Below are 25,128 nucleotides of genomic sequence, written 5' to 3' on the forward strand. Positions count from 1 at the left end.
TAAAATTCACAGGCTTTTTTTATAGCAAAACTATTACCTATTAAAAATCAAAATCGTCATGTTTTAAAACAGGACTTTCTTCTAAATCAAAAACTGAAGTAGACCAACTAACATGAAACCACGCGTTAAACATTTTAAAATTACGTTTTTGTGGCCATTCTTTTTTATTGCTAAGCCAATCTTCAAGCGTTCTTGTAAAAAATTTATCGAATTTTTTTCTGAGCCATTTTTTTAATTCTAAGGCATTTTCAATGTTATTATCAATTAAATAAATATACGCTCCATCTATATTATTCTCTTCTGAAAACTCATCTTCTGGAAACACTTCATTTAACCAATCGTAAAATGGCTGCTTCGGACTTAATACAATGGCATTTCTATTAATAAAATTCTCTTCAAAATCTTCATCGAATTCTCTCTCAAAAAATTCGTCTTCTAAATCATCCTCAGACATATTGAAAAAATCAGAGACATAAGACTCCTTATCCTGAGTGACCATGGTTAACTTAATTTCGCTGTTTTTAGATTCATTCAGTTCAAAATCTATAATAAAATTATCGTATTCTAGAAATTTTGAACGCTTATGCTCAATCATTTTTGTCATTAAACCCTTTTCTTCACGATCTTGAACAGATAATTCTAAGAGGTTTTCAAAAACTTCACCATGAAGTATATCTTTCAAATTAGCTAAATTCCATGCTCTAATAGAAAAATTGATAACGTCTTCTGAGTCATGGTGCTCTGGAAATTCCTTGGCGAACGGACCAATAAAGCCTTCCATTAATTCGCTATAACCCACTTTAGCTTCGTTAGACTGTCTTATATGATCCGACATTTTTATAACCTTTTTACTCATAATAATTTACTTTATAGCGAATAACCTTTTTTTTAAAAAAACTCCGTGAAAGATAAAACTTTAACGGAGTTATTATAAAATTATTTGAATAATTATTTACTCATTAAATATTTGCAGCTAAATAGTCTCCAACTTCTTTAGTACCGTAAGCTTTATCTCCATCGGCTAAATCTTCAGTAACAATACCTTCGGCTAAAGCTTTGTTTACTGCGTCTCTAATAGCCTTACCTTCTTCCGGTAAATTAAAAGCGGTCTCGAACATCATGGCAGCAGATAATACTGTAGCCATTGGATTGGCAATATTTAAACCTGTTGCTTGTGGATATGATCCGTGAATAGGTTCGAATAAAGCAATATCAGCCCCCATAGACGCCGATGGCATTAATCCCATAGACCCAGAAATCACTGAAGCTTCATCGGTTAAAATATCTCCGAAAAGGTTTTCAGTAATTAATACGTCATAACTATTTGGCCATTGCACCAAACGCATAGCTACCGCATCAACAAATTCATAGCTAACTTCAACTTCTGGATAATCTTTTTCCATAGCTTGAACCGTTTCTCTCCATAAACGAGACGTTTCTAAAACGTTAGCTTTATCAACACAACAAAGTTTTTTAGAACGTGTCATGGCTAATTCAAAACCTTTTTTAGCTAGACGTTGTACCTCTGCTCTGGTATAAACGCAGTTATCATAAGCGGTTTCACCTTCATCTCTTCTACCCTTTTCTCCAAAGTAAATACCACCAGTTAATTCACGTAAGAAAACCAAATCAGTTCCTTCGATACGCTCTTGTTTTAAAGGTGATTTATCTAATAATGATGGAAAAGTGAACGTTGGACGCACATTAGCAAACAACCCTAATTTTTTACGCATTTTAAGTAAACCTTGTTCTGGTCTTACTGGTGCAGACGGATCATTATCATACTTTGGGTGACCGATGGCTCCAAATAAAACCGCATCAGACGATGCACAAATTTCATGAGTTTCATCTGGGTAAGGCTCTCCAACTGCATCGATAGCAGCAGCACCTGTTAAAGCAGGTTTCCAAGTAATTTCATGTCCGAATTTTTTAGCCACAGCATCACTTACCTTCACGGCTTGATCTATAACTTCTGGTCCTATGCCGTCTCCAGCTAAAAGGGCTATATTAAATTTCATTTTTTATTTATTTTAGTCTTTATATTTATTTATTGTAACTAATTTGAAATTTCAATTATTAAATTAACTAATAATGATATTCAACATTTTTTCGGTTGCTATAATGGCTGAAACCGTTTGATCGGAATCTAAACCTCTAGTTTTAAACTCTCTATTTTCGTTTTTCCATGTAATAATGGTTTCACATAAAGCATCCGATCGACTTCCTGGCGGAATTCTTACTGCATAATCGATTAAGTCGGGTAAAACCATTAAACGTTCGTTTTTGAAAATACTTTTAATAGCATTCATAAAAGCATCAAATTGTCCGTCGCCCTGTGCATTTTCTTCAAATGTTTCACCTTCTATAGTAATGGATACCGAAGTTGTAGGTTTCAGTCCTTTTGAATGCGTTAACACGTAGGTGTTTACCTTTACTTTTTCCTCATACGTTCTATCTAAAACATCAGAAATGATATATGGTAAATCCTCTTTGGTTACCACTTGCTTCTTGTCACCCAACTCAATAATTCGTTGGGTTACCTTTTTTAAATCTGCGTCGTTAAGTTGAAGTCCGAGTTCCTGTAAATTCTTTTGAATATTAGCTTTACCAGATGACTTTCCTAAAGCATACTTTCGAGTTCTGCCGAAACGTTCTGGCATTAAATCGCTAAAATAGAGATTGTTTTTACTATCACCATCGGCATGAATACCAGCAGTTTGCGTAAAAACATTCGCTCCAATTATAGGTTTATTAGAAGGAATAACTAATCCTGAAAAGTTTTCTACCAATTTACTAACCGTGTATAGCATCTTCTCATTTACACCAATTTTAAGGTGCGGCATAAAATCGTTAATTACAGCTATGGTACTGGACATCGGTGCATTTCCAGCACGCTCACCCATTCCATTTACCGTAAGATGCAATCCATCGGCGCCAGCATTTAAACCAGCCATAACATTGGCTACTCCTAAATCATAATCATTATGAGCATGGAAATCAAAATGCATTTTAGGATAAGCTTCCTTTATTTCTTTAATGAAGTTAAACGATTCTTCGGGAGTTAATATCCCCAAAGTATCTGGAAGCATAATTCGTGTTACAGCTTGTGAGGATAAGAAATCTAAAAACTCATAAACATAAGCTTTTGAATTTCGCATACCATTACTCCAATCTTCTAAATATACATTGGTAATGATACCGTGATTCTGAGCAAGATCAATATTTTCTTTTATTTCCTCAAAATGTTGATTTGGAGTCTTTTTAAGCTGGTGAGTTAAATGATTTAATGAACCTTTCGTTAGTAGGTTCTGTACTTTAGCACCAGCTTCAACCATCCAATTTATAGAAACACCTTTATCAACAAACGTTAAAACTTCTACGGCTGACAAATGATTATTTTCTGCTGCCCATTTCGTAACATCTTTTACAGCTTGAAGCTCGCCCTCAGACACACGTGCCGAAGCAATTTCAATACGATCCACTTTTAATTCTTCAAGTAAAAGCTTTGCGATTGTCAACTTCTCAGAAGCAGAAAACGACACACTCGAGGTTTGTTCACCATCGCGTAATGTCGTATCCATTATTTCTATTTTTCTAAAACTCATGCTTTAGAACGGGCGTGTTTCAGTAAAACTTTCAATCTCACTTTTCATGCTCTGTAAGTAATCAATATCATCAAAACCATTTAACATGTTACCTTTTTTGTAACCATTAATATCAAATGATTCTTGTGTACCAGATGATGGTAATGTAATTGTTTGAGCCTCTAAATCGATTACCAGTTCCGTTTTAGGATCTTCATAAACCGCTTCAAAAATTTCATTCAAAAATTCTGGAGAAATTTGAACTGGTAATACACCAATGTTCAAACAGTTATTTTTAAAGATATCTGCGAAGAAACTAGATACTACGCAACGAAATCCGTAATCATAAACCGCCCAAGCAGCGTGCTCTCTTGAAGATCCAGAACCAAAGTTCTTTCCTCCTACAAGGATTTTGCCACTGTAAATAGGGTTGTTTAAAACGAAATCTTCTTTAGGTGTATCATCACCATTGTATCTCCAGTCGCGGAATAAGTTATCACCAAAACCATCACGAGTTGTAGCTTTTAAAAAACGTGCTGGTATAATTTGATCAGTATCTACGTTCTCGATTGGTAATGGAACTGCAGTACTGGTTAATTTTGTAAATTTATCGTAAGCCATTTTTTCAAGTTAAAAGTGAAAAGTTAAAAGAGAAAGGTTTTGAATCCTTTACATTATTTTTCAACCTTTCATTGTTAATTATTAATTATAAAAGTTCTCTAGGATCGGTTACAACGCCAGTTACAGCAGCTGCAGCAGCCACTAAAGGACTAGCTAATAAGGTTCTTGATCCAGGACCTTGACGACCTTCAAAGTTTCTGTTTGATGTACTTACCGCATATTTCCCTGCAGGTACTTTATCATCATTCATCGCTAAACAAGCCGAACAACCTGGTTCTCTAAGTACAAATCCAGCTTCTTCAAAAATATCTAACAAACCTTCTTCTTTTATTTTGGCTTCAACAATGTGTGAACCTGGCACTAACCAAGCTGTTACATTATCAGCCTTTTTTCTTCCTTTTACAATCGATGCAAAAGCACGGAAATCTTCAATACGTCCATTAGTACAAGAACCAATAAATACGTAATCAATTTTCTTTCCAATCATTTGCTCATCTTCAGCATAACCCATGTAAGCTAAAGACTTATCGTAAGTTGCTTTACCACCTTCAACAGATTCAGCAGATGGGATGTTTTTAGAAATACCCATACCCATACCTGGATTTGTTCCGTAGGTAATCATAGGCTCAATATCACTTGCATCAAAAGTATATTCTTTATCAAACACAACACCTTCGTCCGTTTTTAAAGTTTCCCAATACGCCATGGCTTTATCCCAATCAGCTCCTTTAGGAGTCATAGGACGCCCTTTAATGTATTCGAAAGTTTTTTCATCTGGAGCAATCATACCACCACGGGCACCCATTTCTATAGATAGGTTACAAACCGTCATACGGCCTTCCATACTCATATTCTCGAAAACATCACCAGCGTACTCAACAAAATATCCAGTAGCCCCAGAAGTTGTTAATTGTGAAATGATATAAAGACCAACATCTTTAGGTGTAACCCCTTTACTTAAAGGCCCATTAATGTTGATACGCATTTTTTTAGGCTTAGGCTGCATAATACATTGTGTAGTAAGCACCATTTCTACTTCTGACGTACCAATACCAAAAGCAATGGCTCCAAAAGCACCATGAGTTGACGTATGTGAATCTCCACAAACAATAGTTGCTCCTGGTAGTGTAATACCATTCTCTGGTCCTACAACGTGAACAATACCATTATTTTGGTGTCCTAGTCCCCAGTGACTAATACCATATTCATTCGCGTTATTTTCTAATGTTTTTAATTGATTAGCAGACAACGGGTCTTCTACTGGTAAATGCTGGTTAATGGTAGGCGTATTATGATCGGCAACTGCAAAAGTACGCTTTGGATATAATACTGTTAAACCCCTACTCTTTAAACCAACAAATGCCACAGGACTGGTTACTTCATGGATTAAATGACGATCGATATACAAAACATCTGGACCATCTTCAATTTTTCTTACAACATGTGAATCCCACACTTTGTCAAACAATGATTTACTCATAATTTTTTTATTATATGTATTAAAATACCTTCAAACCGAATTGATCAAGGTATGCATAGCTTTTTAAGTCATACAAATTTATGTTTTATTACAATTATTAAAAACTTAATACCTCTTTGTTATTAAATTTTTATAAAATTAACAGTGGATACGACATAAACTGCATTTTTTTCAACAGATTATTAAAATTGATTGCAATTTTCAATCATTATTATTCTAGCCTATCTTTAACGTATTCTACCTTAGTTTTACCGTGAGCTAAAGGCTTACCATCTGGTCCAACATTAACCATAACGATATTTGAAATGGTAATAATGGTTTCCCGAGTCATTTTATTTCTAACTTCACAACTTAAGGTTAACGAGGCTTTTCCAAATTTCACAGGACTGATACCAATTTCAATGATATCACCCTGTTTTGCTGAAGCTCTAAAATCAATCTCACTAATATATTTAGTTACTACTTTAGGGTTTTCTAATTGAATAATCGTATAGAGCGCTGCTTCTTCGTCAATCCAATCTAATAAACGGCCTCCAAATAAGGTACCATTAGCATTTAAATCTTCTGGTTTAATCCATTTTCTTGTGTGAAAATTCATATTTTATATTTAAGTATTAAAAGTTTTTGTCTTTTTTTTTAGCTAAAATGCAAGGGTTATTTATGTAAAAATAAAAGTTTATAAAGGTCATAGATAGCAAGTGAAACCCATACTTTTTATAAAATTTTTAAAGGTAAGAAATTCTCGAATGTTAATAAAACCGTTAATAATTATAAAGTTAATTTTACATCAAACCTTCTTATTATATCTATTTTTAGTAAAAATCTCCTAAAAATGAACACTAGACAATCAAATCTGACCAACATTCGACCTGAGATTTTAGGCGAGACTATTAAGGATAACATGAGTAAAGACGAGCGGTTTCAAAATTTAGTCCTGAGACCAATTATAAAGCTACAGAATGATTTGCTCATAGAAGTTTTCAAAAATTACATTCGAAAACACAAATCTGTTTTTCATGAATTCACTTTAGAAAAACGCAAGACTTACATAGAAAATGCCATACAAAGAGACATGAAGCTTAGAAATTCTATGAAAGGCATGATTATCGGTCAGTTTACTGTTGAAGAATACCTCATTTATATTGAAAATTCTTCTGCTCTAAACAAAAGGATGATGAATATTGTAAAAGAACGATTACTAAGTCAAATACAATTATTTGACAATCCTGAATTTCTTAAAGCTGTTTAGTTACTCAATTATTGAAACACCATTTAAATCTGTGGTTAAAACATCACTCATATAATCAAAATATGGGCGAATTGTTTTGAACGCCTGGCTTATATTTTTTAGAAAATGAGCATCTAAAACCGCTTTATCGCTATACTTTTTAACAAATAAAAATTGCTTTTTTCTTATTAAATCGATGGATTTATGGTCTTTACTAAATCCTTTAGGTGCTGTTTTAACTTCATCACCAACAAATTCACCCCAAACGGCTTTAAATGATTTTTCTTCTATGATGTCTCGGATTTCAGAGTCGTCCATTTCAAATTCTTTTCTAATTCTTAATAGATCTTCTTTGGCTGGATCCCAAAATCCTGTAGCAATAAAACTTTCATTATTTGGTTGAATATGTAGATAGTAGCCTCCCCTTAAACGCGGTTTAACTCTGTGAAATAAACCACCGAAATGCGTTTTATAAGGTAATTTATTTTTTGAAAACCGTACATCTCGGTAAATTCTAAAAATTTTAAGTTTATCAATTTCATCATGAGTATTTAGTTGATTTAAAACCGTATTATAGAACGTTTTCACTTCACTTTCTATGGCTTTAAACTCCTGTTTATTTTCATTAAACCAATCGCGGTTGTTGTTTTTTTCTAATCTTTTAAAGAAATCAAAAACAGAAGGTTGCAATACTAAACTCATAATTTGTTTTAATTTTAAATTTTAAAAATACAAAAAGAGGCCGTCTAAAAAGTATTAAACACGTCATTCTGAATTTATTTCAGAATCTCATCACACTGATAACCAGTCGTTATGAGAACTTGAATCAAGTTCAGGTTGGCGAAAATTTTACTTTTTGTACAGCCTCTTTTTTAGTTTATATGTATTAAAAACACCATGCCTTTTCACATGGATTTAAAGTATTATTAATTTTCAATTTCATCCACAACGTCATCAACGGCATCTTCAACATCATCTGCAGCATCCTCAATAGCGTCTCCTGTATCATCTACAGCTTCTTCTATTTTTTCGCTAGGAGTTTCTTTTTTTTCTCTGCAGCTAGTTAATACAGTTGATATAGTAAATAATAATGATAGTAATAATATAAGTTTTTTCATAACGTAAATTGTTTATGATACTATTTAAATTTATTATAAAAATAATTTGATGCTAATTGTTAGGTCGTAGTTTTTCATGAAATACCTATGAAATAACTAAAGCCTTCAAAAAACATTAATATTTATTTAAATTAATTGAAAGACAATCAATTTGTGTTTAGTATGCTTTTACTTTTTCATCACACCTCTTAATAAGGACAGAATAAATAAAATAATGAATATATAGAAGCAAATTTTAGCAATTCCAGCTGATGCTCCAGCTACTCCTCCGAAGCCTAAAACTCCAGCGATTAAAGCAATAATAATAAAAGTGATGGTCCAACGTAACATAATTTTTGATTTTTATTATAGATAAAGTTTACGCATGAAGTAAACTTACTCTAATTATTAGAGATTTGTAAATGACTAATTTTAAGAGTTATACATGGAATAACATAACGCTTAATTTCAGCAAACTAAAGTTAGTAAATTAATCCTTACAAAGGGAAAATAATTTTAGCTCATAAAAACAAAATTCAACCCATTTACTTACAAAAAAGAAAAATTACTGTATAACGTATTGAAAATAAATAAATTACACTATTTTTTTAAAATATAATAAAATCATTCAAGGACATGCTTTAAATGGTCATTTTGTGATAAAAATGACACAGGAACCTCATTAAATACGTATGAAAATTATTCAATAGATAAAAATTTAAATAAAATCTATTTTATTCAAGATCAACCCTGAAGCTGGGGCAATATACTCCATTTTCACTTTACTATCTGGAAGTAAACTAACGCGAATATCTTCTAATGTGAGCTTGCCTTTCCCTAAATCGATAAGGGTTCCCATCATTAAACGAATTTGATTACGCATGAACCCTTTACCCCTAACACGTAAAATGTAAGATTGTTTCGGAAAGTAATTGGCGGTATAGATTGTGTTTTCAACCAATTCACAAGTTAGAATTTCTCTTGTGTAAATACCATTATCGGTTGGTTTGTAGCAGTAGGAACGCACATAGTGTTCACCTTCAAAAAGTTTCGCTCCTTCTTTCATCAATTCGATATCCAAATCATCTAAAATGGTCGTCATAATTGGTGCGCAAAAAGGATGGCACTTTTCACCGTAAGTGAATAAATATAAATACTCTTTAATTTTCGAGTTATTAATAATATTAAATTTAGCATCAACTTCTCGAATACTTAAAGCCCGAATATCTTGAGGCAAATTATAATTAAATAATTCAAGAAAAGCCTCCTGATCTTCAATGGGTTCCTGTAAAAATAATTCGAAAGCTGCACATTCTGCCGAAACCATGGCATCAGTACGCCCAGAACTTAAACTCTTAAACGGTTTACCTTCCAGGATATAATTTAGAGTTCTATCCACCATAAGGTGCAACGTTTTCACATCTGGCTGTTTTTGCCATCCGTGAAAACGATATCCTAAATATTGTATGTTAAAAACGTAGAAAAACTTTTTCAAACCACGGAATTACTTGTGTCTTCCTTTTAATTCGGCTTCAATATCTTTAAGGGTAAATCCTTTAGCTTGAAGTAACATGAGGTAGTGAAATAACAAATCGGCAGACTCATATAAAAACAATTCATCATTGTTATCCATGGCTTCAATAACGGTTTCAACAGCCTCTTCACCAACTTTTTGAGCGACTTTATTAATCCCCTTTGCAAACAAACTGGCTACATAAGATTTTTTGGTGTCTTTATTAGCAACACGCTCTGCAATCACATCTTCTAAAGTAGAAAAGAACCCATAAGACGATGCGTTTTCTTCAGCCCAACAGGTATCTGTTCCTTTATGGCAAGTAGGACCTACGGGATTTACTTGAATTAAAAGCGAATCATTATCACAATCATTTTTAATACTCACAAGATTTAAAAAGTTACCACTTTCTTCACCTTTCGTCCATAAACGCTGTTTACTTCTACTAAAAAAAGTAACCTTATTGGTTTCAATGGTTTTTTGGTAGGATGCTTCATTCATATACCCTAGCATCAATACTTTAGCTGTTGTAGCATCTTGAATAATCGCTGGAACGAGTCCGTTTGAGTCGTATTTAATTGTCATGATAATTTCTTTATATGATTCTGAAATAAGTTCAGAATTGACGACTTAAAGTCGTACTTCTATGTTATTTTTTTTCAGCTCTTTTTTTAGCTGCGGAATTGGGATTTCGCCAAAATGAAACACACTAGCTGCTAATGCTGCGTCCGATTTTCCGTCTTTAAAAGTATCTATAAAATGCTGAACATTTCCTGCTCCGCCAGATGCAATTATTGGAATATTTAAAGTATCCGATAATTTAGCCAAAGCTTCATTAGCAAATCCGTTTTTGGTACCATCATGGTTCATCGAGGTGAATAAAATTTCACCAGCACCACGTTGTTCCACTTCCTTAGCCCATTCGAACAAATCAATTTCTGTTGGTATGCTTCCACCAGCTAAATGTACTTTCCACTGCCCTTCTACTTGCTTGGCATCAATGGCAACTACCACACACTGACTACCAAATTTATTAGATAATTCATTAATCAAATCGGGGCGTTTAACCGCCGATGAATTTATAGAAACCTTATCGGCACCACATTGTAAAAGCGCATCGACATGTTCTACGGATGATATACCTCCACCTACGGTAAAAGGAATATTAACTTGCTCGGCAACACGTAAAACCATATCTAAAGTAGTTCCTCTTCCTTCTAAGGTCGCAGCGATATCTAAAAAAACCAACTCATCAGCCCCTTGATCGGCATATTGTTTAGCTAACACTACGGGATCTCCCGCATCACGCAAATCTACAAAATTCACACCTTTTACGGTACGTCCATTTTTAATATCTAAACAAGGAACTATTCTTTTTGTTAACATTTAATTTCTTTTTTTGAGTTTCCATCGAGGTGGAAATCCTTATCCAATTAATTAGATTTCCGCTTTCGCGGAAATAGAAAAAACAATACTTTAAACGTATTTTTCTAATTGATGTAAACTAATACGGTTTTCATAAATGGCTTTTCCAACAATTACGCCTTCACAGCCTAGGTCTTTTAATTTTGGCAATTCACCAATTTCTGAAATTCCACCAGAAGCGATTAATTTAATAGACTGCCCACTACTTTGGCTAGAACACTCAGCCAAGATTTGTTTATACAACTCAAACGATGGTCCTTCAAGCATACCATCCTTAGAAATATCGGTGCAAATCACATACTTAATACCTTTATTTTGATAACCCTTAATAAACGGAATAAGCTCCTCCTCACTATCTTCTTGCCAACCACTAATCGCTACTTTTCCAGCGTTACTGTCTGCTCCTAAAATAATTTTTTCACTACCGTATTTTTCTATCCATCCCTCAAAAATTTCTGGATCTTTTACAGCAATACTACCTCCGGTTATTTGTCTCGCTCCAGAGTTAAAAGCAATATGTAAATCTTCATCGGATTTTAAACCGCCACCAAAATCAATTTTCAACTTGGTTTTAGCTGCTATTTGTTCCAACACCTTATAATTTACAATATGCTTGGCTTTTGCGCCATCTAAATCTACAAGGTGTAAATTTTCAATGCCCGAAGCTTCAAACATTTTGGCAACTTCCAAAGGGTTTTCATTATACACTTTTTTGGTGTCGTAATCACCTTTTGTAAGACGCACACATTTTCCGTCTATGATATCTATGGCTGGTATGATTCTCATTTTGATTAACTTGTTAATCAACCCTGAATTAATTTCAGGGTCTTTTTATTATATTCCTAATGTTTTAAATTGGGATTAGAATTCTTTATTAAATTCCATTTCCATTCTTTATGCCAATTTTTTAATTGTTTTTCTCTATTTCTTGCTAAATCAATATTTGTGAACTCTTCAAAATAAACTAATTCTGTAACATTGTATTTTTTTGTGAATAGCGCTCTAATTCCTTTTTTATGAGCTTCAATTCTCTTGGCTAAATCGCTTGTATAACCAACATATAATGTTGTTCTATTTTTATTTGATAGTATATAGCAATAAAATTTCAATTTAATAATAATTTTAAGTAACAGATTCTGAAACAAGTTCAGAATGGAATTCAAGATTCAAAAAATTTTCTAAAATTTTTTGACCTTGAATTCCACTCTTCTCTGGATGAAATTGAACCCCATAAAAATTATTATGCTGTAAAGCTGAAGCATAGTTAATACCGTAATCAGTTTTTGAAATGGTTTCATTACAATGCTCGGCGTAATAACTATGCACAAGATACATGTATTCGTTTTCTTTTATACCTTTAAATAAATCGGATTTCAAATCTTTTATTACATTCCAACCCATTTGTGGCACTTTAACATCGTTAGAAAAACGTTTTACATGGGTTTGAAAAATACCTAGTCCATCACAATGCCCTTCTTCGGTAGATAAACACATGAGTTGCATACCTAAACAAATCCCTAATACGGGTTGTTTTAGCTTTGGAATTAAAGTATCTAAACCACTTTCCTTAAGCATTTTCATGGCAGAACTCGCTTCGCCAACACCTGGGAAAATAATTTTATCGGCTGCTAAAATCTCATCTGGATTGTTAGACAAAATAGCATCAACTCCCAAACGTTTAAAAGCAAATTGTATGCTTTTAATATTTCCAGCGCCGTAATTTATGATGACAACCGAAGCCTTAGAAGCCCCTTCTGGCTTCCCCGAAGGGGAAGAACTCTCACTCATGTCTTTAAACTCACTCATTGTTAATTAGCTATCTTATGAATTTTCATTTTTTAGAAACTTTTTAATTCTCCCTTTTGGGGGTTGGGGGGCCTATAGCATACCTTTTGTACTCGGTAAAAACATTTTGTTTGCATCACGTTTTACCGCCATTTTCATGGCTTTAGCAAAAGCTTTGAAAATACCTTCAATTTTATGATGCTCGTTTACTCCTTCAGCTTTAATGTTTAAATTACATTTCGCACCATCTGTAAACGATTTAAACAGGTGATAAAACATTTCAGTAGGCATATCCCCTATTTTTTCACGTTTAAATTCGGCATCCCATTCTAGCCAATTTCTACCTCCAAAATCAACAGCAACCTGGGCTAAACAATCATCCATTGGTAAGCAAAATCCGTAACGTTCTATGCCTAATTTATTACCTAAAGCTTTGTTGAATAATTCTCCAAAGGCAATCATAGTATCTTCAATGGTATGATGCTCATCGACTTCTAAATCGCCATTCACTTTAATAGTTAAATCCATAGCACCATGACGCCCAATTTGATCTAACATATGATCGAAAAAAGATAACCCTGTGCTGATATCATTTTTTCCAGAGCCATCAAGGTTTAATTTGATGTAAATCTGTGTTTCATTGGTGATTCTAGTAATCTCAGCAACACGATCTTGCAACTTTAAAAATTCGTAAATGGCTTTCCAATCGGTGCTGGTAAGTGCAATACAATCGTTAATTTCCTTTTGAGAAGCTTCAATTTCATCGGCACCCAATTCTGGGTTTTCAGAAAGGTAAATACCTTTAGCTCCAAGGTTTTTAGCCAATTCCATATCGGTAATCCGATCTCCTAATACAAAAGAATTTTCCAAATCATATTCCTCAGAGAAATATTTAGTCAGCAGTCCTGTTTTCGGCTTACGTGTTTCTGCATTTTCATGCGGAAAGGTTTTATCTATATGAATATCAGTGAATACAACGCCTTCTTTTTCAAAAGCTGAAATCACTTTATTTTGAGCCGGCCAAAACGTGTCTTCAGGAAAAGAATCGGTTCCTAAACCATCCTGATTCGTTACCATCACCAATTCGTAATCCAATTCACTTGCAATTTTAGCCATGTATTGAAAAACTTTCGGGTAAAATTCTAATTTTTCTAAACTATCAAGTTGGTAATCAACTGGTGGCTCCAAAACAAGCGTACCATCGCGGTCTATAAATAATACTTTCTTCATTTTTTTAATTTCTGCGAAAGCAGAAATCTATTTTTAATTAATAATTCTACTAAAACCCTGCATCAAATACAGAATATAAATTATGCTCTATTCCATTCATCTCTTATGATACTATACACATAAGTGCCAGCACTGTTCCCATAAGACTGAAAATTATAATCTCTTAAAAGCACCAAGCTTTTCAATAGCTTTTTGCGATTTCACATTTTTAATATCAATTTTAAACTCTACGTGACGTAAGTCTAATTCATTAAAACAATAATCTAAAAGCAATTTTTTGCATGATGCATTTAAACCAGTACCTTTATATTTTTCCACAAGTCATGTCCATCCAATCTCTAATCTTTTATTCTGAAAATTAATATTTCCAAACATCGTTAAACCAATTGACTTGTTAGTTTTCCTTTTTATAATTATAAATGGATATAGTTCTTTATTCATTTTTTAGTTAAGACAAATCCCAACTTCATAAAAAAATTTAGAGTGTACTTAAACTTTTTAATTCTTCAATCAATTTCTTATTTTCTTCAGGCGTCCCAACAGTAAACCTCAATGTGTTTTCACAACCGGGCTGTGTCGTTCTGTTTCTAATAACGATCCCTTTTTCTATGAGTTGGTTGTAACGTTTTGTAGCATCATCAACTTTCGCTAAAACAAAATTGGCATCAGAAGGATAGATTTCAGAAACATAATCCACCGTTTTCAACGAAGCCACCAATAAATCGCGTTCTTCTAAAATCACAGAAACTTGTTTATCGGTTAAAGCTTTATTTTGAAGTTGTTCAATGGCCTTTAACTGCGTTAATTCATTAACATTGTAAGGTGGTTTAATACGATTTAAAACCGAAATAATTTCTTCGGAAGCAAAACAAAGTCCTAAACGAATCCCTGCCAAACCATAAGCTTTTGAAAGCGTTTGAGTGACAATTAAATTTGGGAATTCTAATAACCTGCTTGCCCAACTTTCTTCGTTTGAAAAATCGATGTAAGCTTCATCAATAACCACAATGCCCTTAAAACTTTTAAGCAAATTTGAAATCGCTTCGGAAGCAAAACTATTACCCGTTGGATTGTTAGGTGAACAGATAAATAATAATTTACTATGCGCATCTGCTGCATTTAAAATAGCATCTACTTTTGGTTGAAATTCGGCATCTAATTGCACCTCTTTTATGGCAACTGCATTGATATTTGCCAACACACTGTACATCCCGTAAGTTGGTGGTAAAGTGATGATATTATCCTCATTAGGCTCACAAAAAGCTCTAAAAATCAAATCTAAAACTTCGTCGCTACCATTTCCTAAAAGCATGTTTTTAGTAGGTACATTTTTGATCTCCGACAATAACGATTTTACCGAGCGTTGTTGCGGATCGGGATAACGATTAACACCGTTTTCATACGGATTCTCGTTAGCATCTAAAAACACCATCGCATCACTATTGCCTTGAAATTCATCCCTTGCAGACGAATATGGTTTAAGCGCCTTTATGGTTGGTCTTATTAAATCTTGAATATTCATTTTTCGTCACACTGAATTTATTTCAGTGTCTCAATGTTAATTTATCTTGATGTGATACTGAAACAAGTTCAGTATGACACTACTTTTATTTTAAATCTTTTAATCGAATTGAAACCGCGTTTTTATGCGCTTGCAAACCTTCAGCTTCTGCCATAAGTTCTATGGTTTCTCCAATATTTAAAAGGCCTTGTTTCGATATTTTCTGAAAGGTCATACTCTTCATAAAACTATCTAAATTTACGCCCGAATACGCTTTTGAAAATCCGTTTGTTGGTAAGGTATGATTGGTTCCAGAAGCGTAATCACCGGCACTTTCTGGAGTATAGTTTCCGATAAAAACAGAACCTGCATTACTAATTCCATTTACATACAAATCTTCATTTTTTGAACAGATAATGAAGTGTTCTGGACCGTATTCATCAATTAATTCTAAAGCTAAGTTGTCGTTTTCAACAAATATCAATTTAGAATTGGCTATAGATTTTTCTGCTATCGCTTTACGCGGAAGTACGGCCAGCTGTGTTTCAACTTCTTTCGAAACTTCTTGAATTAATTCTTGAGAAGTTGATACCAGAATCACCTGACTATCGGTACCATGTTCTGCCTGACTTAACAAATCTGAAGCCACGTATGAAGCATCTGCAGAATCATCGGCAACTACTAGTAATTCACTTGGTCCAGCAGGCATATCGATGGCTACACCGTACTTGGTTGCTATTTGTTTTGCAACCGTAACAAACTGATTTCCTGGTCCGAATATTTTATAAACCTGAGGAATAGATTCCGTACCAAAAGTCATCCCAGCTATAGCTTGTATTCCCCCAACTTTTATAATTTTAGTCACACCACATAATTGTGCGGCGAATAAAATTTCTGGCGCTAATTTCCCTTCTTTATTAGGAGGTGAGCATAGTACAATTTCTTTACAACCTGCAATTTGAGCTGGAACAGCAAGCATTAAAACGGTTGAAAATAAGGGTGCAGTACCTCCAGGAATATACAAACCTACCTTTTGAATAGGACGTTTTTCCTGCCAACATTGTACGCCATTTGTAGTTTCTATTTCAACTTTCGCTGTTTTTTGAATCCCATGAAAGCGTTCAATATTAGATTTTGCCAGTTTAATGGCCTCTTGAAGTTTTTTTGGAACAAGCGCAATGGCTTCTTCAATTTCATTGGAAGTCACTTCATTACTTTTCAAATCTACCCCATCAAACTTTAATGTATATTTTTTAATGGCAGTTTCTTTGTCTTCAGCAACTTCTTTGAAAATCGCATTAACAGTGTCTTCTATATCGTTCACCGTTTGAGTTGGTCGTTTTAAAATTTCCGACCAGTCTTCACGATTTGGGTTATTTATGATTTGCATGATAAATCTATTATAGAACCATTTTTTCAATCGGACAAACTAAAATACCTTGAGCACCCTTAGCTTTTAGGTCGTCGATAACATTCCAAAATTCATTCTTACTAATTACCGAGTGAATCGAACTCCATCCTTCTTCTGCCAAAGGCAAAACGGTTGGACTTTTCATGCCTGGAAGTACATTAATAATGTCTTGAACTTTATCGTTTGGTGCGTTTAATAACACATATTTAGAATCCCTTCCTTTTAAAACCGATTTAATTCTAAATTGAATGGTATCAAGAATGTCTTGTTTTTCGGCTGTTAATTTAGGAGATACTGCTAAAACAGCTTCCGAAGTTAAAATCGTTTCTACTTCTTTTAAGTTATTTTTAAACAAGGTACTTCCACTAGAAACTATATCACAAATGGCATCAGCAAGCCCAATATTTGGAGCGATTTCTACCGAACCATTAATGATGTGCAGGTTTGCGTTAACACCGTTTTCCTTTAAATACATTTCTACGGTATTCGGATAAGAAGTCGCAATACGTTGACCTTCTAAATCTTTAATTGAATTGTAATTTGTAGTTTTTGGTACAGCAATACAAACACGACAGGTAGAAAAACCAAGCTTTTCTACAACGTTAATTCCGGCGCCTTTTTCAATTAAAACGTTTTCACCGATAATAGCCGCATCAACAACACCATCTTTTAAATACTGCGGAATATCGCCATTTCTTAAATAGAAAACTTCAACTGGAAAATTCCTAGCCGATGCTTTTAACTGGTCGATACCATTGTCGATTGAGATCCCGATATCTTTTAAAATTCTCATCGAATCTTCATTTAATCGACCCGATTTTTGTACTGCAATTCTTAATTTACTCATTTTAATGGTTTTATGAGTTTGAAACAATTTAGTTGATTTTTGAAAAATAAAAACCCGCTTGATTGTCTCAAACGGGTTTAATTTATATGTTGATTTTATTCAATACAAATTCATTTCGCTTGAGTGCAAATCTGAAAATGATGATGTGTATGAATAAAAGTCATGTCTTATATTTTTCTCCTACAAATATCTATAATAAAAATGATATATTCCAAATATCTAGAGGCTTTCTTAATAATTTCAATAATCCGTATTTTTTAAACTTTAAAAATCATTATTTTCTAAAGGAATAATTAAAATACTGAATTATTTAATTTTATTTTATTGATTTCCTAATATAATGGGCATGCCACTGTCTCCAGAACCTATCACAATAATTTTACTATTAGGAGATTCAGATAGTTTTATAGTAGCTTCAATTCCCTTGTCTTGTAAAATTTTATCGGTTAAAGAAGCACTTAAAATTCTATTAGCGTCGGCCTTACCTTGCGCTTCAATAATTACTTTTTCTGCTTCTTTGGCAGCAGTAACCAATCTGAACTCATACTCTAAAGACTCTTGCTCTTGCCCTAATTTACGTTCAATAGCATCTTTAATAGCCGTTGGCAATGTTACATCACGAACAAGTACTTCAACCAAATTAATATATTGATCATTTACAATTTTTTTACTCTCATCAAATATTTCTTGCTGTATCGCATCTCTTTTAGAAGAATAAATTTGCTCTGGCGTATAGCGCCCAACAACAGATCTTGTAGCCGAACGCATTGCTGGTTTTAATACGCGATCTAAATAATTAGCACCTTTTTCTTGGTGTAATTTACCTAAATCTTTAAAGTCTGGCATGTACCAAGCCGTTGCCTCAAGTTGGATATCTAATCCGTTTGACGATAATACTTTCATACGCTCTGTTAATTCTTGTTGACGCACCTCATAAACAAAGACTTTATTCCATGGTGCCACAATATGAAAACCTTCGCCAAGCGGTGCTTCATCTGTAACCACACCACCTCCAAACGTTTTATATAATACGCCAGCTTCACCCGAACCTATGGTCACAGCCGATTTTGTTATTATAATAACCAGTACTACGACTGCAATGATAAAGGGTATAGCAATTTTAGGTAATTTTTCCATTTTTATATTTATTAAATTAATCCGTTATATTTTCTTAAAAGCCATTCTATACTAAGACTTAAACTTATAATGGCAAGAAGGTATTTCCAATCGATCAAAGGCATGGTATTTTCACTGCTTTTCTGAACAGACAAATAACGTTTATCTTTTAATAATTCGTCAATAATTTCAACTGAATTATTCATAAAATAGCTTGTACCTTGACTGTTTTTAGCCAATTGCTGCAATTTTAGGGCATTAGCGTTTAAAAATTGCTGCTCAACATGGTATTCTAAAATCTGAAAAGCTCCTTTTTTGGTTATATTTTCGTTTTTTACTGATAATGAAAATTCATAATTAGCAGGTTCTAAACCACTCAAATTTACTTCGTAATGGTTGTTTTTTAGAATTAAAGGGAATGTTTTCTCTGTTTCAGACGCTTTGTTTTTAACTGTGATCTGTAATATTTCTCGCGTATCGAAAACATAGTTTTTATCAAAGACTTCTGCTTTTATGATAACACGATTATTTCCATTATAAAAAGATTGAAAATCGACGTTCAAGCGACTCCTTTGCTTATTAGAAGCCAAATACTGAACAAATTTACTAATGAAATTATCAAATTGATGAAACGATTGGTTTTCTAAAAAACTATGTGCACGCCATTGCCAAATATTTTCACCTAACAGCACACCTTCACGTTTATCGTTAGTTTCGAAAGTACATAATAATGGATCGTTAGTTGTCACATTTTTTACCGATTTGTAGAGCACTACATCAACCGGAAGATTAAATTGTACGCCTCCATAATTTGAAAGCAACGGCGGAAACGATTCCAATCCAATATCTTCAATATAAAATGGCAAATAACTGGTATTCAAAACCCCTTGATAATCTTCGCTTTGGTTAGTGATATCCACACGATACCCTAAATCACTATTATTAATAAAATTAAGGTCTGTTTTGGTGCCAATAATAGTAAAGTAATTCTTTTTAAGCGTATTTAATTTTTCCAAAACCAATTTGAACTTACTATTGGGTTGATACAAAATAACCAACTGAAAATCTTTAGCTTTACTAACAAAATTTTTTGTGTTTATTACAGAAACCGAACGTTGTTCATTATTTTCTATACTCCTTTTTAAAGCACCTAAGTCGGGGTGAGGAAAATCACTAACAATAGCGACATTGGTTTTCTCATTAATGACTTCAACAGCAAAATTTTGAATATTATTTATGGTATTTTTTTCGCTATCTATAGGTTTAATTTCAGCTCTATAAGCGCTAACCCCAACTTTATTGGCAGGTAAAGTGAAATGAATAATTTTAGAATTATCTTGTTTTGAGAAATTAAGGCGTTTTGAATATACCTTTTTATTCCCTTGATAAACGACAAAGGTTGAAGCTACTCGATCAGAGCCATTGTAAACTAAAATGGTTTCAATAGGAAATTCATTTTTTAAATAAGCATAACGATTAACATTTAATTGTTGAATTTTCAAATCGGTATAACTTAGGGTATCCCCTAATATTATAGGGTAAATAGGTTGTTTATAAACACTTGTTGCAAACTGATAATCAGGGCCAAAAGTTTGATTTCCATCGGTCATTAAAACCGTAGGTGCCATACCGTGTTTGTAAATTTGTGACAAGGCTTTAAAAGCATCGAAGACATTGGTTTGTTTATCGGTAAAATCTATGGCATCCCCTTGCTTTAATTGATTGCCAAAAGTATAGACATTTATATTAAATTTTTCTTGAAGCGCTTCATTGTTTTGAAGTGTATTAACAAACGCTAAAGTCTTGTGCTCTTGTTTTAAGTACTTGATCGAATTTGAATTATCAACAGCAATAACTAAACTTGGTTTTTCAATGCTGAGTTCAACCTGCTCAAAACTCGGATTAATAATTAATAGCAAAACAGAAAATAAAGTTACAAACCTCAAAAACGAAAAAAACAAGTCTAGTTTAGACCTGTTTTTTCCTTTTTTAACATACTGAAATAGTGCTAAGAGTAGTGCAACAATTCCAGCAAATATGATGTAAATAAGTATTTCTGAACTCATTAAAGACCTTAAAGTTATCATGGATGAGATTCCCGCTTACGAGAGAATGACAAAACATTTATTTATGTTAGCATTCCGCCATCTACATTAAGTGTTTGACCAGTGATATAGGCACTCATATCACTTCCTAAAAACACACAAACATTTGCAATATCTTCAGGAGTTCCGCCTCGTTTTAATGGAATTCCAGCTCTCCAGCCTTCTACCACAGCGTCATCTAATTTAGCAGTCATTTCGGTTTCAATGAAACCAGGAGCAACCACGTTCGATCTAATATTTCTAGAACCTAACTCTAAGGCAACTGATTTAGAAAATCCAATAATACCAGCTTTAGAAGCTGCATAATTGGTTTGACCAGCATTTCCTTTAACACCAACTACAGAGCTCATATTAATAATTGAACCTTTACGTTGCTTTAACATGGTACGTTGTACCGCTTTAGTCATATTGAAAACTGACTTTAAATTCACTTCAATAACCGTATCGAAATCTTCTTCCGAAATACGCATTAATAAATTGTCTTTTGTAATTCCGGCATTGTTTACCAAGATATCAATAGCACCAAATTCTTTAACAACATCGGCTGCCAAAGTTTGTGCTTCTTCAAAACTAGCTGCATTACTTTTATATCCTTTGGCTTTTACGCCTAAAGCTATCAATTCTTTTTCTAAAGCATTAGCCGCATCAACCGATGAGCTGTATGTAAATGCCACATTAGCTCCTTGTTGAGCAAAAACTTGTGCAATTCCTTTTCCTATACCGCGACTGGCACCAGTTACTATGGCTGTTTTTCCTTCTAATAATTTCATTGTATAATTTTTTAAAAATGCTGTAACTAATTGATATTCTAGTTACTTATATACAGCAAACCTTTTATTTAATAATTTCAGTATTAACTTCAAATATAGCAAATACATGGCTTCAAATAAAAAAACCTCACAAAGATTTGCAAGGTTTTAATGTTTCTTGTGTATGTGTTATGCCAATACTTCAGCAATTTTCTTACCAATTTCAGCAGGAGAATCTACTACGTGGATACCACAAGCTCTCATAATAGCTTTTTTAGCTTGAGCTGTGTCATCACTTCCACCTACAATTGCACCAGCGTGCCCCATTGTACGTCCTGCAGGAGCTGTTTCACCAGCAATAAATCCTACAACAGGTTTTTTACTTCCACTAGCTTTGTACCAGTTTGCCGCATCAGCTTCCAATTGACCTCCAATTTCACCAATCATTACAACTGCCTCAGTTTCAGGATCGTTAATTAATAACTCTACAGCTTCCTTAGTTGTTGTTCCAATAATTGGATCTCCACCAATTCCAATGGCAGTAGTAATTCCTAAACCTTGTTTTCCAACTTGGTCTGCCGCTTCGTAAGTTAATGTTCCAGATTTAGAAACAATACCAACTTTTCCTTGTTTGAAAACGAAACCTGGCATGATACCAACTTTAGCTTCACCTGGTGTAATAACACCTGGACAGTTAGGACCAATTAAACGACAATCTCTTCCTTTTATGTAACTTGAAGCAGTAATCATATCTGCAACAGGAATACCTTCTGTAATAGTAATTATCACTTTAATTCCAGCATCGGCAGCTTCCATAATAGCATCAGCAGCAAATGCTGGCGGTACGAAAATAATAGTTGTGTCTGCTCCTACTTGTTCAACCGCTTCTAATACAGTATTGAAAACAGGTCTATCTAAATGTTTTTGCCCTCCTTTTCCTGGAGTCACACCACCAACAACGTTGGTTCCGTATTCAATCATTTGGCTTGCGTGGAATGTTCCTTCGCTCCCAGTAAATCCTTGAACAATAATTTTTGAATCTTTATTTACTAAAACACTCATAAGTGATAATTAAATGTTAATATATTTAAAAAACAAATGTAATTTTTTGAATTAACTTATTATAAGAAATTACAGTTTTTTTAGTTTGAGAATATCTAATATTTTTGGAATTTGTTTAATGGCTGCCAATTCTCTAAGCTTAACTCTAACTTCCTCAGCCGGGTAGCCAAAATATACCTTGCCGCCTTCTAAAGATTTACTTATTCCAGATTGGGCTTGAACAACGGCCTTTTCACCTATCGTTATTCCGCTTGTACAACCTACTTGTCCCCAAATGGTAACTTCATCTTCAATAACAACACAACCAGCAATACCAACCTGAGATGCTATCAAGCATTTTTTTCCTAAAACCGTATCGTGTCCAATTTGGATTTGATTATCTAGTTTTGAGCCTTCACCAATAATGGTATCGCCACTAACGCCGCGGTCGATGGTACAGGCAGCACCAATGTCTACATGGTTTTTTATAACCACACGACCTCCAGATTTCAGCCTGTCATAGCCTTCTGGGCGTTTCTTATAATAGAATGCATTAGCCCCTAAAACCGTTCCCGAATGAATGGTTACATGGTCGCCAATAACAGCATCATCATAGATACTCACATTAGAGTGAATAACACAATGTTCTCCAATCACCACATTATGTCCAATAAAACAATTCGGCTGAATAACACTGCTTTCTGCAATTTTTGCTGAAGGCGCTATACTAGTTTTCGAAGGTTGAAACGGCTTTAAATGATCTGTTAGTTTATTGAAATCTCTAAAAGGATCATCGCTAATAAGCAAAGCTTTACCCCCTGGGCAGTCTACTTTTTTATTGATTAAAACAATAGTTGCTGCCGACTCAAGAGCTTTGTTATAATATTTAGGATGGTCGACAAACACAATGTCGCCGGCTTCTACGACATGAATTTCATTCATACCAAGAACCTCAAAATTAGGATCGCCAACATATTCACATTGAATGAGGTTGGCGATGTCTTTAAGTGAAAATTTAGAAGGGAATTTCAACGGGTCTTATTCTTTAACGCGTTCTTTATAAGTGCCTTTCTCTGTTTCTACTTTAATTTTGTCTCCTTCATTAATAAAAAGAGGCACATTAACTGTAGCACCAGTTTCAACAGTTGCAGGTTTGGTTGCATTTGTTGCTGTATTTCCTTTAACACCAGGCTCGGTAGCAGTAACTTCTAAAATCACACTAGCAGGCATTTCTACAGAAAGCGGTGCATTATCTTCAGAATTAATAATAACGGTTACAACTTCACCTTCCTTCATTAAACCTGGGTTATCTAAGGCAGCTTCAACAAGTTGAATTTGACTATAATCCTCGGTATTCATAAAATGATAGAATTCACCATCATTATATAAAAACTGAAATTTATGAGTTTCTACACGAACATCATCTAATTTATGACCAGCAGAAAATGTATTATCAATAACTTTTCCGTTTGTTACGCTTTTCAATTTTGTTCTCACAAACGCAGGACCTTTTCCTGGTTTAACGTGTAAGAATTCTACAATTTTATAAATATCGTGATTATATCTTATGCATAATCCATTTCTAATATCCGATGTTGTTGCCATGTATTTAATTTGATTTAAAATATCCTTTCATGATTCCGCGATGTGAGTTTTTAATGAATTGTAATATTTCATCGCGTTCTGGAGTTGCCTCCATTTCTGCTTCAATAATTTCAGCAGCTTGAGTATTGTTATAATTTTTCTGGTAGAGAATTCTATAGATATCCTGAACTTCTCTAATTTTTTCTGTTGAAAAACCTCTACGTCTTAGTCCAACCGAGTTAATACCAACATAAGACAAAGGTTCACGAGCAGCCTTTACAAAAGGCGGAACATCTTTTCTAACTAAAGATCCTCCTGTTACAAAAGCGTGATTACCAATAGATACAAATTGATGAACGGCTGTCATTCCTGCTAAAACAACATAATTGCCAACAGTAATATGTCCAGCAAGGGTACTGTTGTTTGAAAAAATACAATTATTACCAACGATACAGTCGTGCGCTATATGACAGTAAGCCATAATTAAACAATTGTCACCCACAACAGTTTTCATACGATCTGTTGTTCCTCTATTGATGGTAACACATTCTCTAATGGTTACATTATTACCTATTTCAACGGTCGTATCTTCATCATTATATTTTAGATCCTGAGGTACAGCTGAGATAACAGCTCCTGGAAAAATATTACAATTTTTACCGATTCGAGCACCTTCCATAATGATAACATTACTACCTATCCAGGTGCCTTCACCAATAACAACATTATTATGAATGGTTGCGAAGGGTTCTATTACAACGTTTTTTGCAATTTTGGCACCAGGGTGCACATATGCTAACGGTTGATTCAT

At 33.8% G+C, this 25,128-nt stretch carries 28 protein-coding genes; 1 reads left to right on the forward strand and 27 read right to left on the reverse strand.

Annotation, left to right across the window (positions count from 1 at the left end; genetic code table 11):
* Positions 1-40: 40 nt before the first annotated feature.
* The 6 genes from C1A40_RS15530 to C1A40_RS15555 form a co-directional block, all read right to left on the reverse strand.
* The gene (locus C1A40_RS15530; RefSeq protein ID WP_102996695.1) at positions 41-856 is read right to left on the reverse strand and encodes a hypothetical protein; all 816 of its coding nucleotides are present in this window, start codon (positions 854-856) and stop codon (positions 41-43) included.
* Positions 857-959: 103 nt separating this feature from the next.
* The gene (gene leuB, locus C1A40_RS15535; protein ID WP_102996696.1) at positions 960-2,018 is read right to left on the reverse strand and encodes a 3-isopropylmalate dehydrogenase; all 1,059 of its coding nucleotides are present in this window, start codon (positions 2,016-2,018) and stop codon (positions 960-962) included.
* 63 nt (positions 2,019-2,081) lie between these two features.
* On the reverse strand, positions 2,082-3,605 hold the full coding sequence (locus C1A40_RS15540; RefSeq protein WP_102996697.1) for an alpha-isopropylmalate synthase regulatory domain-containing protein: 1,524 nt from the start codon (positions 3,603-3,605) through the stop codon (positions 2,082-2,084).
* Positions 3,606-3,608: 3 nt separating this feature from the next.
* The gene (gene leuD, locus C1A40_RS15545; RefSeq protein ID WP_102996698.1) at positions 3,609-4,205 is read right to left on the reverse strand and encodes a 3-isopropylmalate dehydratase small subunit; all 597 of its coding nucleotides are present in this window, start codon (positions 4,203-4,205) and stop codon (positions 3,609-3,611) included.
* An 85-nt stretch (positions 4,206-4,290) separates the two neighbouring features.
* Entirely contained in the window at positions 4,291-5,685 is a 1,395-nt protein-coding gene (gene leuC / locus C1A40_RS15550) for a 3-isopropylmalate dehydratase large subunit (protein WP_102996699.1), read from the reverse strand.
* 211 nt (positions 5,686-5,896) lie between these two features.
* On the reverse strand, positions 5,897-6,283 hold the full coding sequence (locus C1A40_RS15555) for an acyl-CoA thioesterase (protein ID WP_102996700.1): 387 nt from the start codon (positions 6,281-6,283) through the stop codon (positions 5,897-5,899).
* A 234-nt stretch (positions 6,284-6,517) separates the two neighbouring features.
* On the opposite strand from C1A40_RS15555, the gene C1A40_RS15560 reads away from it, so the two are divergent.
* Positions 6,518-6,934 (forward strand): glyoxalase, encoded by a 417-nt coding sequence (locus tag C1A40_RS15560; protein ID WP_102996701.1) that lies wholly within the window; start codon positions 6,518-6,520, stop codon positions 6,932-6,934.
* Here C1A40_RS15560 and C1A40_RS15565 read toward each other — a convergent pair whose 3' ends face one another.
* From C1A40_RS15565 to lpxA, 21 genes are all read right to left on the reverse strand, one after another.
* Entirely contained in the window at positions 6,935-7,615 is a 681-nt protein-coding gene (locus C1A40_RS15565; RefSeq protein WP_102996702.1) for a DUF2461 domain-containing protein, read from the reverse strand.
* A 224-nt stretch (positions 7,616-7,839) separates the two neighbouring features.
* Positions 7,840-8,031, reverse strand: coding sequence for a hypothetical protein (locus tag C1A40_RS15570; protein ID WP_102996703.1), 192 nt, complete (start codon positions 8,029-8,031; stop codon positions 7,840-7,842).
* Positions 8,032-8,199: 168 nt separating this feature from the next.
* A complete protein-coding gene (locus C1A40_RS15575) occupies positions 8,200-8,361 on the reverse strand; it encodes a DUF1328 domain-containing protein (protein WP_102996704.1) in 162 nt (53 codons plus the stop codon).
* A gap of 367 nt (positions 8,362-8,728) precedes the next feature.
* Positions 8,729-9,505 carry a tRNA pseudouridine synthase A gene (locus C1A40_RS15580; protein ID WP_102996705.1) on the reverse strand — a complete coding sequence of 259 codons (777 nt, stop codon included), beginning with the start codon at positions 9,503-9,505 and terminating at the stop codon, positions 8,729-8,731.
* A gap of 9 nt (positions 9,506-9,514) precedes the next feature.
* Positions 9,515-10,135: a bifunctional phosphoribosyl-AMP cyclohydrolase/phosphoribosyl-ATP diphosphatase HisIE gene (gene hisIE / locus C1A40_RS15585; protein ID WP_277871408.1), complete on the reverse strand. Its 621-nt coding sequence runs from the start codon at positions 10,133-10,135 to the stop codon at positions 9,515-9,517.
* A gap of 18 nt (positions 10,136-10,153) precedes the next feature.
* A complete protein-coding gene (gene hisF, locus C1A40_RS15590; protein ID WP_102996707.1) occupies positions 10,154-10,909 on the reverse strand; it encodes an imidazole glycerol phosphate synthase subunit HisF in 756 nt (251 codons plus the stop codon).
* A gap of 90 nt (positions 10,910-10,999) precedes the next feature.
* Complete coding sequence (hisA, locus tag C1A40_RS15595; protein ID WP_067149332.1) at positions 11,000-11,734, reverse strand: 1-(5-phosphoribosyl)-5-[(5-phosphoribosylamino)methylideneamino]imidazole-4-carboxamide isomerase; 735 nt, start codon at positions 11,732-11,734, stop codon at positions 11,000-11,002.
* A gap of 56 nt (positions 11,735-11,790) precedes the next feature.
* Complete coding sequence (locus tag C1A40_RS15600) at positions 11,791-12,057, reverse strand: GIY-YIG nuclease family protein (RefSeq protein ID WP_241910438.1); 267 nt, start codon at positions 12,055-12,057, stop codon at positions 11,791-11,793.
* 13 nt (positions 12,058-12,070) lie between these two features.
* Positions 12,071-12,736 carry an imidazole glycerol phosphate synthase subunit HisH gene (gene hisH / locus C1A40_RS15605; RefSeq protein ID WP_102997237.1) on the reverse strand — a complete coding sequence of 222 codons (666 nt, stop codon included), beginning with the start codon at positions 12,734-12,736 and terminating at the stop codon, positions 12,071-12,073.
* 90 nt (positions 12,737-12,826) lie between these two features.
* Positions 12,827-13,963 carry a bifunctional histidinol-phosphatase/imidazoleglycerol-phosphate dehydratase HisB gene (gene hisB, locus C1A40_RS15610; RefSeq protein WP_102996708.1) on the reverse strand — a complete coding sequence of 379 codons (1,137 nt, stop codon included), beginning with the start codon at positions 13,961-13,963 and terminating at the stop codon, positions 12,827-12,829.
* Between the two features lie 153 nt (positions 13,964-14,116).
* The gene (locus C1A40_RS15615) at positions 14,117-14,281 is read right to left on the reverse strand and encodes a GNAT family N-acetyltransferase (protein WP_102996709.1); all 165 of its coding nucleotides are present in this window, start codon (positions 14,279-14,281) and stop codon (positions 14,117-14,119) included.
* A gap of 160 nt (positions 14,282-14,441) precedes the next feature.
* Positions 14,442-15,485, reverse strand: coding sequence for a histidinol-phosphate transaminase (gene hisC, locus C1A40_RS15620; RefSeq protein ID WP_102996710.1), 1,044 nt, complete (start codon positions 15,483-15,485; stop codon positions 14,442-14,444).
* Between the two features lie 85 nt (positions 15,486-15,570).
* The gene (gene hisD / locus C1A40_RS15625) at positions 15,571-16,854 is read right to left on the reverse strand and encodes a histidinol dehydrogenase (protein ID WP_102997238.1); all 1,284 of its coding nucleotides are present in this window, start codon (positions 16,852-16,854) and stop codon (positions 15,571-15,573) included.
* A gap of 10 nt (positions 16,855-16,864) precedes the next feature.
* Positions 16,865-17,722 carry an ATP phosphoribosyltransferase gene (hisG, locus tag C1A40_RS15630; RefSeq protein WP_102997239.1) on the reverse strand — a complete coding sequence of 286 codons (858 nt, stop codon included), beginning with the start codon at positions 17,720-17,722 and terminating at the stop codon, positions 16,865-16,867.
* A 321-nt stretch (positions 17,723-18,043) separates the two neighbouring features.
* A complete protein-coding gene (locus C1A40_RS15635; RefSeq protein ID WP_102996711.1) occupies positions 18,044-18,859 on the reverse strand; it encodes a prohibitin family protein in 816 nt (271 codons plus the stop codon).
* Between the two features lie 11 nt (positions 18,860-18,870).
* Positions 18,871-20,904 carry a hypothetical protein gene (locus tag C1A40_RS15640; protein WP_102997240.1) on the reverse strand — a complete coding sequence of 678 codons (2,034 nt, stop codon included), beginning with the start codon at positions 20,902-20,904 and terminating at the stop codon, positions 18,871-18,873.
* Between the two features lie 62 nt (positions 20,905-20,966).
* Complete coding sequence (gene fabG / locus C1A40_RS15645) at positions 20,967-21,713, reverse strand: 3-oxoacyl-[acyl-carrier-protein] reductase (protein WP_102996712.1); 747 nt, start codon at positions 21,711-21,713, stop codon at positions 20,967-20,969.
* A 168-nt stretch (positions 21,714-21,881) separates the two neighbouring features.
* Entirely contained in the window at positions 21,882-22,754 is an 873-nt protein-coding gene (gene sucD / locus C1A40_RS15650; RefSeq protein ID WP_102996713.1) for a succinate--CoA ligase subunit alpha, read from the reverse strand.
* A 69-nt stretch (positions 22,755-22,823) separates the two neighbouring features.
* Positions 22,824-23,765, reverse strand: a complete 942-nt coding sequence (locus C1A40_RS15655; protein ID WP_102996714.1) for a UDP-3-O-(3-hydroxymyristoyl)glucosamine N-acyltransferase — start codon at positions 23,763-23,765, stop codon at positions 22,824-22,826.
* 6 nt (positions 23,766-23,771) lie between these two features.
* Complete coding sequence (efp, locus tag C1A40_RS15660; protein ID WP_102996715.1) at positions 23,772-24,338, reverse strand: elongation factor P; 567 nt, start codon at positions 24,336-24,338, stop codon at positions 23,772-23,774.
* Between the two features lie 4 nt (positions 24,339-24,342).
* Positions 24,343-25,128, reverse strand: a complete 786-nt coding sequence (lpxA, locus tag C1A40_RS15665; RefSeq protein ID WP_102996716.1) for an acyl-ACP--UDP-N-acetylglucosamine O-acyltransferase — start codon at positions 25,126-25,128, stop codon at positions 24,343-24,345.

The sequence above is a fragment of the Tamlana carrageenivorans genome (genome assembly GCF_002893765.1).
Classification (GTDB): Bacteria; Bacteroidota; Bacteroidia; order Flavobacteriales; family Flavobacteriaceae; genus Pseudotamlana; species Pseudotamlana carrageenivorans.

Coding starts and splice junctions, on each gene's coding strand:
- C1A40_RS15530 (WP_102996695.1), bottom strand. CDS start 856: ATGAGTAAAAAGGTTATAAAAATGTCGGATCATATAAGACAGTCTAAC.
- leuB (WP_102996696.1), bottom strand. CDS start 2,018: ATGAAATTTAATATAGCCCTTTTAGCTGGAGACGGCATAGGACCAGAA.
- C1A40_RS15540 (WP_102996697.1), bottom strand. CDS start 3,605: ATGAGTTTTAGAAAAATAGAAATAATGGATACGACATTACGCGATGGT.
- leuD (WP_102996698.1), bottom strand. CDS start 4,205: ATGGCTTACGATAAATTTACAAAATTAACCAGTACTGCAGTTCCATTA.
- leuC (WP_102996699.1), bottom strand. CDS start 5,685: ATGAGTAAATCATTGTTTGACAAAGTGTGGGATTCACATGTTGTAAGA.
- C1A40_RS15555 (WP_102996700.1), bottom strand. CDS start 6,283: ATGAATTTTCACACAAGAAAATGGATTAAACCAGAAGATTTAAATGCT.
- C1A40_RS15560 (WP_102996701.1), top strand. CDS start 6,518: ATGAACACTAGACAATCAAATCTGACCAACATTCGACCTGAGATTTTA.
- C1A40_RS15565 (WP_102996702.1), bottom strand. CDS start 7,615: ATGAGTTTAGTATTGCAACCTTCTGTTTTTGATTTCTTTAAAAGATTA.
- C1A40_RS15570 (WP_102996703.1), bottom strand. CDS start 8,031: ATGAAAAAACTTATATTATTACTATCATTATTATTTACTATATCAACT.
- C1A40_RS15575 (WP_102996704.1), bottom strand. CDS start 8,361: ATGTTACGTTGGACCATCACTTTTATTATTATTGCTTTAATCGCTGGA.
- hisF (WP_102996707.1), bottom strand. CDS start 10,909: ATGTTAACAAAAAGAATAGTTCCTTGTTTAGATATTAAAAATGGACGT.
- hisA (WP_067149332.1), bottom strand. CDS start 11,734: ATGAGAATCATACCAGCCATAGATATCATAGACGGAAAATGTGTGCGT.
- hisH (WP_102997237.1), bottom strand. CDS start 12,736: ATGAGTGAGAGTTCTTCCCCTTCGGGGAAGCCAGAAGGGGCTTCTAAG.
- hisB (WP_102996708.1), bottom strand. CDS start 13,963: ATGAAGAAAGTATTATTTATAGACCGCGATGGTACGCTTGTTTTGGAG.
- hisC (WP_102996710.1), bottom strand. CDS start 15,485: ATGAATATTCAAGATTTAATAAGACCAACCATAAAGGCGCTTAAACCA.
- hisD (WP_102997238.1), bottom strand. CDS start 16,854: ATGCAAATCATAAATAACCCAAATCGTGAAGACTGGTCGGAAATTTTA.
- hisG (WP_102997239.1), bottom strand. CDS start 17,722: ATGAGTAAATTAAGAATTGCAGTACAAAAATCGGGTCGATTAAATGAA.
- C1A40_RS15635 (WP_102996711.1), bottom strand. CDS start 18,859: ATGGAAAAATTACCTAAAATTGCTATACCCTTTATCATTGCAGTCGTA.
- C1A40_RS15640 (WP_102997240.1), bottom strand. CDS start 20,904: ATGAGTTCAGAAATACTTATTTACATCATATTTGCTGGAATTGTTGCA.
- fabG (WP_102996712.1), bottom strand. CDS start 21,713: ATGAAATTATTAGAAGGAAAAACAGCCATAGTAACTGGTGCCAGTCGC.
- sucD (WP_102996713.1), bottom strand. CDS start 22,754: ATGAGTGTTTTAGTAAATAAAGATTCAAAAATTATTGTTCAAGGATTT.
- efp (WP_102996715.1), bottom strand. CDS start 24,338: ATGGCAACAACATCGGATATTAGAAATGGATTATGCATAAGATATAAT.
- lpxA (WP_102996716.1), bottom strand. CDS start 25,128: ATGAATCAACCGTTAGCATATGTGCACCCTGGTGCCAAAATTGCAAAA.